Annotated in this window: 9 protein-coding genes; 3 read left to right on the plus strand and 6 right to left on the minus strand. The window is 32.2% G+C overall.

Annotated elements, in window-relative coordinates; all coding sequences use genetic code 11:
* From FUA24_RS04450 to FUA24_RS04460, 3 genes are all read right to left on the minus strand, one after another.
* The gene (locus FUA24_RS04450) at positions 1–1,146 is read right to left on the minus strand and encodes an acyltransferase family protein (RefSeq protein WP_148540206.1); all 1,146 of its coding nucleotides are present in this window, start codon (positions 1,144–1,146) and stop codon (positions 1–3) included.
* 24 nt (positions 1,147–1,170) lie between these two features.
* A complete protein-coding gene (locus FUA24_RS04455) occupies positions 1,171–2,331 on the minus strand; it encodes an acyltransferase family protein (RefSeq protein ID WP_148540207.1) in 1,161 nt (386 codons plus the stop codon).
* Between the two features lie 131 nt (positions 2,332–2,462).
* Positions 2,463–2,957, minus strand: a complete 495-nt coding sequence (locus FUA24_RS04460; RefSeq protein WP_148540208.1) for a YkgJ family cysteine cluster protein — start codon at positions 2,955–2,957, stop codon at positions 2,463–2,465.
* A gap of 313 nt (positions 2,958–3,270) precedes the next feature.
* On the opposite strand from FUA24_RS04460, the gene FUA24_RS04465 reads away from it, so the two are divergent.
* Positions 3,271–3,966: a class I SAM-dependent methyltransferase gene (locus FUA24_RS04465; protein ID WP_148540209.1), complete on the plus strand. Its 696-nt coding sequence runs from the start codon at positions 3,271–3,273 to the stop codon at positions 3,964–3,966.
* On the opposite strand, the gene FUA24_RS04470 is transcribed toward FUA24_RS04465, so the two are convergent.
* The 3 genes from FUA24_RS04470 to FUA24_RS04480 form a co-directional block, all read right to left on the minus strand.
* The gene (locus FUA24_RS04470) at positions 3,967–4,428 is read right to left on the minus strand and encodes a type II secretion system protein GspG (protein ID WP_148540210.1); all 462 of its coding nucleotides are present in this window, start codon (positions 4,426–4,428) and stop codon (positions 3,967–3,969) included.
* Positions 4,429–4,473: 45 nt separating this feature from the next.
* Positions 4,474–6,204 carry a TonB-dependent receptor gene (locus FUA24_RS04475; RefSeq protein WP_148540211.1) on the minus strand — a complete coding sequence of 577 codons (1,731 nt, stop codon included), beginning with the start codon at positions 6,202–6,204 and terminating at the stop codon, positions 4,474–4,476.
* Positions 6,205–6,387: 183 nt separating this feature from the next.
* Complete coding sequence (locus FUA24_RS04480; protein ID WP_148540212.1) at positions 6,388–9,417, minus strand: tetratricopeptide repeat protein; 3,030 nt, start codon at positions 9,415–9,417, stop codon at positions 6,388–6,390.
* Between the two features lie 208 nt (positions 9,418–9,625).
* On the opposite strand from FUA24_RS04480, the gene FUA24_RS04485 reads away from it, so the two are divergent.
* Positions 9,626–10,309, plus strand: a complete 684-nt coding sequence (locus FUA24_RS04485) for a cell division ATP-binding protein FtsE (RefSeq protein WP_148540213.1) — start codon at positions 9,626–9,628, stop codon at positions 10,307–10,309.
* A 3-nt stretch (positions 10,310–10,312) separates the two neighbouring features.
* On the plus strand, positions 10,313–11,203 hold the full coding sequence (locus FUA24_RS04490) for a glycosyltransferase family 2 protein (protein WP_148540214.1): 891 nt from the start codon (positions 10,313–10,315) through the stop codon (positions 11,201–11,203).
* Positions 11,204–11,205 lie beyond the last annotated feature (2 nt).

An 11,205-nucleotide genomic window follows, 5' to 3' on the forward strand; every position in this document is an offset into this window, starting at 1 on the left:
TTAACTACTAAACCTACGCTTAATCCATTGACGCGTAGGCCTTTCAATAAATTTAAAAGACAACCAACCTACCAAACTTGTAATTAGAAGAAAAGCTATTAACGACAAAAACGAGGGTATATCTTGAGTGTATGTTTGAAACGCTTTTTTGGGGTTAGTACCAACATTATTAAAAGGAATTAATATTACATGAATAATTACATTATGCCATATATAAATCGAAAATGACCAATTACCCAATTTAGTCAAAATTGGAAACGCATAAAATCTATCCATATTTTTACTCCCATAAGCTGAAATTAAAATTATCGTTCCCAAGAGAAAGACACTAATTACATCGTACCATCCCAACATCATAGAAATAATTACTAATGTACCAGTTACAACCAAAGTCCACCCGTTTCCTAAAACAGGTTTAAATTTCAATTTTTCAAAAACGAGCCAAATCCCCATACCGCATATAAATCCGACTATTCCTCTTAAAGTGCCATAATGCCAATTAACATCTAATGTTCTTTTATTCGGGTTTAATGGAAAGTCCATAAAGGGTTCTTTGGCTGACAATACAAACTCAATCAATATCCAACCTATTATAGCTATAACAATTGGTAAGAATTGTTTAAAACCTTTCAGCTTAGAAAAAACTATAAATAAGAAAGGAAACAATACGTAGGCCCACCACTCAGCACTTAAACTCCATGCTGGAGCATTCCAGGTATCAAAATTAAAAATACCAACTGTTTGTAAAAAACCTAATTGAACCAGAATACCATCTAGCCTATAAAGGTGTTGTTTAAAAGGTCCGAGATTATCATAACCAACTTTACTAAGTAAGCTTAAAAACACAAGTACTTCTGCTCCAATGGTTACTACGTGCAAAGGGTAAATTCTGGCTAATCTCGCAATTAAGAAGTTCTTATAACTTCGTTTTTCAATCCCATTAATAAAACTATCATTATAAACGTAGCACATTATAAAACCACTTAAAATAAAAAATAGATCAACCATTAAATAAAACTTATCTATTACATGTGCAGTATTACCTGAAGCTACAGGCGTCATAAAAAAATGAAAGTGTAATATGGCAACTAAAATTGCCGCTATGCCTCGTAATGAGGTTAGGTTATGTAAATATGGTTTTTGCATTTATTTTTGATTGAGATGATGAACTTATTTCGAATACTTTTTCTTTATCCATTGGCGTGTAGGTGTTTCTATATATTTAAAAGACAACCACCCCACCAAACTTGTAAGAAGCAGAAAAACTAACAACAACAATAGAATTACATAGGCAGGTTCACCTTGCCAAGGACGTAAGAGAAACTTTTTGGCTGGTTCAGTTAGTTGACAAAAGAAGTATAACCGAACCAAATTAATAAGTATCATATGCCATAGATAAATTGAAAACGACCAATCTCCTAATAGCCTTAGAGGTTTAAAACTGAAAAACTTGTTAATTCTAAAACTTCCATAGGCTATCGATAATATAATTACAGAAAAACAAACTACAGTAACCGTATCGTACCAGCTAAATTGCATCGATAGAATTGAGAGTAAAGTGAATATTAACAACACCCAACCATTTGCCAATACCTCTTTAAACTTTGATTTGTTATACATCTGCCAAACGACCATTCCGGCAACAAAACCAACAATACCCCGAATGGTTCCGTAATGCCAAATAACATTTAAAGTACGTTTCTCAGGGTTTGGAGGAAAATGCATAAATGGCTCCATACCGGCAAGAATAAATTCGATACATAACCATCCGCCAATTGCCATTATTAAACCTACTATCCAATTGGTATTCTTTAATTTCCTAAAAAAGATAAATAGAAATGGAAACAATATGTACGCCCACCATTCTGCACCTAAACTCCATGAAGGCGAATTCCATGAGGCGAAATCATGAAACCCAACAGTGTGCAAAAATGTTAAGTTAGTTGGTATAGCGTTTAGATTAAACATATTCTGCTTTGGTAGCGGTAAAAAATCAAACTTGCCTATACTCAAGATGAATAGAAAAATGAAAACTTCCGCTAATAATGTTAAAACGTGTAGAGGATAAATTCTAGCTAATCGGGCAATTAAAAAGTTCTTGTAGTTTTGCTTTTTAACACCAATTTTAAAACTACCTTCATAAACATAGCACATTATGAATCCGCTTAAAATGAAGAATAAATCTACCATTAAGTATAGTTTATCTATAACAGGAGCATTCTTATAAGGCATTATTGGCCCTAAGAAAAAGTGAAAATGAAGTACGGCTACCAAAATAGCGGCTATACCCCGTAAAGCTGTTAAATTATGAAGGTATGGTTTGCTGGTCATAATGCTAGAGTTTTAAATTCTATAGCATTTTACCTCTAATTATCAACCACTTAGACAACAAATGTCTTTTAAAACGCAACTATTTTATTTTGAACACATTAGCTCAATTTTTGAACTTTAAGAACCAATTTTTAAGAGTTAATTGCCTTTTTCATGGCTTCAACAATATTATAGGCCGCTGGACAAATAGCTACGTTTTTAAGTGTAAGATTAGCTATTTGCTGAAACTTTTTTCTGTCGGTATGTGGAAACTCTCTACAAGCTTTTGGTCGCACATCGTAAATAGAGCAATAATTATCCACTCCTAAAAACGTACAAGGAACACTTTGTAAGACATAATCATTTTCTTCATCTACTCGCAAATATTGCGCAATGAATTGTTGTGGCTTTAGTCTTAAAAATTTCGATATACGCTCTATATCTTTATTTGTAAACAACGGCCCAGTGGTTTTACAACAGTTAGCACACTTTAAGCAATCGGTTCGTTCAAATTCATCTTCATGCAAATCTTGCATGATATAGTCTAAATTCTTTGGAGCCTTCTTTTTTAATTTCTGAAAGAACTTCTTGTTCTCGTTATGCTTATCTTTGGCCTGCTTTGGAAGATTATCTATGATGTCTTGCATGGTGCTAATTTAGACATTTATTAAATTATAAAGATGTCACTTTATGTGATATTCTTGGGTAGTGGGCAAAGCAGAAGCATCCAAGAATTATTTATAGAGAAGTTTAGACTTAATTTATAATGACAAGTGGTCGATACGATTTCAGAAAAATGAAATCACTCGAACTGACAGAGGTAAACAATTTCAAGGAAGAGATTGCCATGTCCTTCGTCCTCGCAATGACAACAAGACCTATTATAAACGAGATGCTGAAACTAGTTCAGCATGACAAAAAATCGATTCCCGCCTTTGCGAGAATGAGCGAATATTAATTATGCAAGACATATTTGGAAAAGCTTTACTAGATTATCAAAATGGAAATTATTCTGAAGATATAATTACCGCAACAAGTATTTCAGAGGAAGATGTTTTACCGCTTCCCTACTTATTTAGGGACTTTACCGAAATGCCCAAAATAGAACAGCAAGCATTACAACTTGCTAAGGGTAATGTTTTAGATGTTGGTTGTGGCTCAGGGAGTCATAGCTTGTATTTGCAGGAAAAAGGCCTTTATGTTAAAGCTATTGATATTTCTGAAGGAGCTATAGAAGTTGCTAAGGAACGTGGCGTTTTAAATGCTGCAGTATTAGGTATATTAGAGGAAACGGAAACCTTTGATACTGTTCTACTACTAATGAATGGGACAGGTATTTTTCAAGAGTTGCAACAGGTTTCTAAATATTTAAAGCACCTAAAAAGCCTCCTAAAACCTAACGGACAAATTCTTATTGATTCTTCGGATATTAAATACATGTATGAAGACGAAGATGGTGGCTTTTGGCAAGATATGAATGCCAATTATTATGGTGAATTAGATTATTTTATTAGTTACAAAGGCGAAAAGGAAGTCCCTATGAAATGGCTTTATCTTGATTTTGACACCTTAAAACTAGCTTGTGAAACTGTTGGTTTAAAATGCAAGTTAGTCTTAGAAGGCGAGCATTTTGATTATTTGGCCAGATTGAGTTAGCTATTTTAAGTTTACATCATCTTTAGTGCCAAATTCTCCATCCTTTCCTGCAGATACAATTTTAAACATTCCATTCATTAAAGAATATTTATATTCCCTACCCCATGCATCCCTATACCAATCCTGTCTCATAGGATTGGTACCTATTGCTTCCTTCAGACTTTTAGGATAAGATTCATATTTATCATACCACATTTCAATCCATTCCGTTATTTGTTGAATTTCTTCTTTTGTATTTTTCGGATAGATTACCCTTTTCTGATAAATAAAAAACAAAACGAACCCTAAACCAAAAACAATTAAGGCTAAAAAAGTAGTTTTAGTACTAGGTTGTAAAAAATATTTTTCCAATGGTCTTTTAATACCATCTTTCTTTTCTTTTTTACCAACTTTCTTTTCGTGCTTATAATCGGCTATGTCAAGCCAAAAATCTGCTATAAGTTCTAAAATACCTTGAATCATGTTAGCTTAGATTCCCGCCTTCGCGAGAATGACAAATAAGATTATTTAGAAATCAAACTTAAACGTAGCTCCTGCTAAAAACTGAATGCCTTGAACTGGATAGTTTTGCCAACGTTGGTAGTCGTTATTTGCTATGTTATTAGCCTTAGCAAATACAGAAATTTGGTCATTAATATGATAGCCTAAATGTGCATTGGCATCAAAATAGCTTTCCAATGTTACTGTAAATGGCGATGTAATTGCGATACCATCGTTTAAAAAGAATTGATCCTTTCTTTCTCCTACATAAAACAAATTAGCTCCTGTAAACCAATGTTCATTAATTTGGTAGTCCATAAATAACGAACCATTGAAATCTGGTAAGTTCCAGGCTTCATCTTCAACATCGGTTGAATAACCAAAATACTCTGCTTTTATCCCTAGTTTAAAATTTCTATTTACATCTACATTTATTTCACCAGCTACTCCAAAAGTACTTACATCATCATAAACAATACCAAAAGAGTTCCCGTAAGAATAGGCCTGATCTGTCATTAAAGTAATACTATTGTTTTTAAACAATGCTTTATTTCTATTGGCTCTATAAAGTCCACTAATGTTGTAACTCATGTTACTGGATAGCTTTCCTTTTAAACCAATATGCACATTGTATTGTTGGTCTGTTGGCATTACAGCCAAAGTTGGAGATACAAATGGGTTTTCTGATGCAAAACCATAGTACGAATTCTGAATTAGCTCTCCTCCAATGCCTCCATAGGCAATTAATACATCATTAACTAACCTATAAGTTGCAGTAACGTTAGGGAATATGTAAAACTTGTTTTTCTTGGCTTCAGAATCTCTTAAAAACGATGTTGTAATACCCACATTAACGGTTAGGTCATCTTGCTTCATTTCGTAGGTTGGTGCAGCACTTACTATAAAATTACCGTACTTAAACTCTTCATCTACCTCATAACTTCTATCAAAAGTACCGTTTATATAATCGAAAGTGAATATGGTTGAAATCTCTTCTCTATTGACTGGAATATCAATTTTTGTATTTACTAAAAACCTGTTCTCTCCGCTACCTTGGTTATCACCAAAACGTCTAAAAAAGAAACTTCCTGAATTTATATAGGTGTCTTCAAATTTTATATCGCCACCAAAATGAGCATCATAAAATGTGTGTTCCTCATCTATATTGTCATTAATAGCATTTGTATCAAAAGGTTGTGGCACGCCATACCAATTGTATTTTTGACTAACAAATCCCGCCTCTACATTCCATGATAAATCTCTTAATTTTGTAGCATAATTGGCATTAATTTTTGATATAGAATAGTTATCATCAAAAGACACACCTTCTATTCCTCCAGCAGAAGAATTATGACTTATATAACCACCAACGCTTTCATTTCTATTAATAGCATGATTTAAATATACTTCACCCAAAATTGTAGTGTAGGTTCCAACACCTACAGTTGCATAATTATCAAATAACTTAACAGGTTTGCGTTTCTCTACAACAGCTGCTTTTCCTTTTGCAGGTGTAAAGGTTGATGCTACAGGGAACGAAAAAATATTGTACTTAACTTCCTTTTTATTTTCTGTAGTTTCATCTTCTAAAGTAGGGATTTCTTTTACTTTAAAAGCGTCTGAAATTGATGGTGTATAAGGTTTAACAACATCTATTACACCTGTATTGATTGTATCTTTATCTCTATTCTGTGAATGCATTACTATAACACTTAACAGTAATACAAAACTTAATATATGTTTTATGTGCTTGCGCATATTTTATAATTTTCTAATGATAATTGACTATTTTTTATTGAGTTGCCTCTTCTTTATTCAGTAAAATACTCTATCATAGAGTCACTAAGATGCAAAGAATTCAACCTTTTTAAAGATTTAATTAATCTATCTGCTAACTGAGACTGCCTACTGAGAACTGAATTCTGCATACTGATAACTGTATTACTCTGGTTGAATAGATGAGTTTGTTTTAGACTCTTCAACTTTTATTTTACTTAGTTCTTCTTTTGCTTCTTCAACAACATCATTAAATTCTGAAAAGTTTTCAATAACACTTTCTAGTATATAAGTAGCTTGAAAAGCATCATCTAGAGCATAAAAGTTCTTAGCCATAACAACTAAACCTTTTGCACTGTAATATTTATATCCCGAATAGTCTTTAGCCAACTTCTGAACAGCATTGTTAGAAGATTGAAACTTACCCTCTTTATTTTTAAAATAGGCATTATAATAAAGTGCCTCTGCAGCAGTTTCTCCCTGTGCTACCTTTTCAACCTTTGCATAGGCAGACTTCGCTTTAACTTCATCTCCAGTCTTAATAGCGGAACGGGCAATGATTATTAATGCATCACTCTTAATCTTGTTATCAATTTTGGAGCTTGCTAATACTTTTTCGGCATAAGACACCGCTTCATCATAATTGTTTAATTGATAATTTGCTTTCATTAAGTTAGATTGAGCAAATACCACATTTTGAGGAAAGTTAGCTTCATTCTCTAAACGTTTTAAAGTAGGAATAGCTCTTAACCAATCTTTTTCTTCTAAATAATATTGTGACAAACGTGATAGAGCTTCTTCTGTATATTCGCTTTGCGAAGCGTCTACAATGTATTTGTAATGTGGTGCTGCATTAGCTACTAAATTCTTTTTGTAATATAACTGTCCTAAATAGAAATGTGCTTGTAGAATGTGTAATCCGTTTGGAAAGTCATTTACATAACCATTAAATTGTCTAATAGCTTTTTCTGTATTTCCGTCTAAGTATTGCTTTTCTGCTGCGGTATAAGTGGCATTATCTAACTCAGAATCTGTTACCTCAACATAATCTAAGGTTTTTACCCAGCGCGCATAATCATCTACCCTCCCCATATCAATATAAATTAATTTGGCAGTAGATACAGCTTGAATAGACTCAGGAGTTCCAGGATAACTTTTAGCCACATTTTTAAACTTACCAAGTGCTCTTTCATTTTCACTTGCATTGTAAAACACCAGCCCTTGGCGTAACAAAGCTTTTGGTACAAAAGAGCTTGCCTTATACTCGGCATTTAATCTATCGTACATTTTTATGGCCTTATCTGTTTCACCTGTTTTTACATATGAATTACCAAGTTCATACATGGCGTCATCTCGTAACTTTGATGAAGTATAATCGTTAATAAACTGTTCTAACTCTTTAATCTTCTTATTGGCTTTTCCTAAATATCCGACACTAATAGCTTTTTGAAATGCCGGATAATCTGCTCCAATCTCACCTACTTTAATGGCATTGTTATAAGCATTTATAGCTGCTGTATAGTTACTGGTAACAAAATTGACATCTCCTAAACGTAAATAGGCATCATTCAACCTAACCTTATCATCTTTTCTATTAGCTATAAATTGATTGAAATAATCTATAGCTTTTGCATAATTCTTCAACTTAAAATAGGTGTAAGCCAAATTGTAATCTAGATTTTCTTTTTCTGGAGTATTTGTCATCCATTGCTCAAATTGTTTAAAACCAATTAAAGCATCTTCAAAATTAGTGAGGTTATAATCTGCCTCGGCTTTCCAGAATGTTGCTCTTGCCGTATAGTTTTCATCTTGTTGCTCTTTTAAAGATAAATCGAACAAATTTTCGGCTTCTAAATATTGATTTTCATTGTATAACTCAATACCTCTATAGAATGCCACTTTTTGATATGCTACTTTATTTTCAAAACTCTTTTTACCTTCTAACAACTTAAGTGCTTCTTTGTAATTCTTTGAAGTGATATAAGAATCTATTAACAACGTTTCAATTTCTTCTTTATAACTGGTCTCTGGATATTTATCTAAATAACCAGCTAAAACTTGAGGTGCTGGCTCATAAGGGTTCCCAATTTCATAACTAATTTTAGCGTAGTTTAACCATGCATCTTCTTGGATTTTTTTATCGAAGTCCATTTGAGAAGCTAACCTAAACGCATTTAAAGCCTCTTGCTTCTTACTTACATGAACATAACTTTCTCCTAAATGATAATATGCATTTTGGGCAATAGAATTATTACCACCTATTATTTTATTGAATTCAGAAATGGCTTTTTCATAATCTTTCTGTTTGTAGTACGCATATCCCAATTGATAGTAATCGGTATTACTCCATTTGGCAGTTCTATCTCGCTTTCCCTTTTTTCCTTTATAAGCAGTTAAGTATGGAATTGCCGCTTCATATTCTTCCAAATTGAAGTAACTCTCTCCAATAATTTTAGATAATTCTGAAATCTCATCATCATCACTACTGGCTAGACGTTGCTTTGCTAATTCTATTGCTTTTTTAAAGTTTCCTAATTTGAAGTTTAGATCTGCTTGATAGTAAGATAGTTTTTCTTTGTACCTTTCTTGGTCTTCAACTTGCTCAAAATACTCATTGGCTCTATCATAGTCATCTCCCTCATAAGCCATAAAACCTATATAATATTTTGCCTGAGAGCCAAACTCTTGAGAATTTTCTACCCTAGATAAATACTTCTTAGCATCTCTGTATTGTTTAGTTACAAATGCAGTGTAGCCATTATTAAAATAGAATTTTTCTTTTTCAGCTCTACCTAAAGCGTCTTCATTTACTTTGGCATACCATTTTCTGGCATGTGGGTATTTTGAGTTTTCAAAGTAATAATCGGCAACATCTACAAAGGCTGTATTTCGTTTTGTACTGGTTGGGTATTCTTTTACAAAATCCTCAACCATTTGATCGGCGTTATGCTGATTTAATCTAACCGCACAATTAGCCATATAGTAATCACAATTAGATAGTAAAATTTCTTCCTTCGCTGTTTTCTTTACATTCCCAAACATAGATTGCGCCGCCAAGTATTGTTGATTATTATAAAGCGATAAAGCCTTTTGGTAATCAACCATATTACTGGTATATGCGGCAGATTGCTGAGCTATTAGGTGAAGACTAAACCCTATAGCTACAAAGAGGGAAACGATACTTTTTTTAGTCATTGACTATTCGTTTTTTAATTTAATATCAAATATAATTTAATATACCCCCTATAACGAAATAATCGTGCCATAATTATAAACCGACTTATTAAATGTTAAAAAACATCTAAAAATCCTACTGAAGAATCTTAAGATTTTGAACACTAAACTTTGAACTTTAAAGTTTTTAATAATACATTTACCAAACTTAAAACTACGTTTCTATTTTATGTCGAACCCAATTTTACAATTACAAAACGCTTCTATTTACCAAAAAGATAATTTGGTTTTATCTAATGTTAATGTTGAAATCAACAAGGGTGAATTTGTGTATTTAATAGGTAAAACAGGTACAGGAAAAAGTAGTTTTATGAAAACCCTTTATGGTGATTTACCACTAAAAGAAGGCGACGGCAGTATTGTTGAATACGATTTAAAAACCTTAAAAGAAAAAGACATTCCTTTTTTAAGACGTAAATTAGGGGTGGTTTTTCAAGATTTTAAATTACTAACCGATAGAACAATTAACGACAACCTTCTTTTTGTTTTAAAAGCTACAGGTTGGAAAGATAAAGACAAAATGAATACGCGGATAGAAGAGGTCTTGGATAAGGTTGACATGAAAACTAAAGGCTTTAAATTTCCGCATGAGTTATCTGGTGGTGAACAACAGCGTATTGCTATTGCAAGAGCTTTGCTTAATAATCCTGAACTTATACTTGCTGATGAACCTACAGGAAACTTAGACCCGCAAACAAGTGTTGAAGTTATGGAAGTTCTACAGGATATCAACAAAAACGGCAATACCATTTTAATGGCTACACATGATTATGCCTTACTTCTGAAATACCCAAGCAAAACCTTAAAATGTGATAATAATGAGGTTTATGAGGTGGTGCAGAAGAAACGTTAATTTATGCTTTCAATATTAATTCCTATATATAATTATGATGTAACTACATTAGTTAAAGAATTACATAGACAGTCTAATGAAGTAAATATTGAGTATGAAATTATTTGTTTAGACGATGGTTCTAACTCCCCAACAAACAACGTTAACGAAGAAATTAATAAATTAAAAAATTGCACTTTTAAAGCCAATACTCAAAATATTGGTAGAAGCTCTATTAGAAATTTACTAGCAGAAAAAGCCATATACAACCATTTACTATTTATTGACGCTGATACTATTCCTAAATCTAAAAATTACATTTCCAATTATATTACACAAATAGGCAAGGGTTATGATGTTATACTTGGTGGTTTTTTTTATGATAAAATAAGACCAGATAATAATGCTATCCTAAGATGGAAATATGGAAAATCTAGAGAAGAGATCGATGAAACTATTAGAAATAAAGAACCTTACAAAGTAATAATCTCAGGTAATATGTTTATTACCAAAGAAGTTTTCTTGAAAACTAATTCTAATATGCTATTTAATAACTACGGATTAGACAACTATTTTGGGGCCTTACTTAAACAAACTAAAATTAAAATACTACATCTTAATAATGAAGTATATCATTTAGGGTTAGAAAAAAGCTCTATATTTTTAAATAAAACGGAACAAGCTGTAAAAACGCTAATGAAATTAAGTAATGAAGAAAAGTTTTCACAGCATTCAAATGATTTACTAAAATGGTATACTTTTTTTAAGAAATCTAAACTAGTTTATTTAATGTATGTCATTCATCTTACAATAAGTCCACTAATTAAAAAAAACTTATTAGGTAAAAAACCGTCTATATTCCTTCTGCAAGTATATAAACTCACCATCATGTGTTATTACAGTCTAAAAGTTTAAAT

Source organism: Seonamhaeicola marinus (assembly GCF_008085455.1).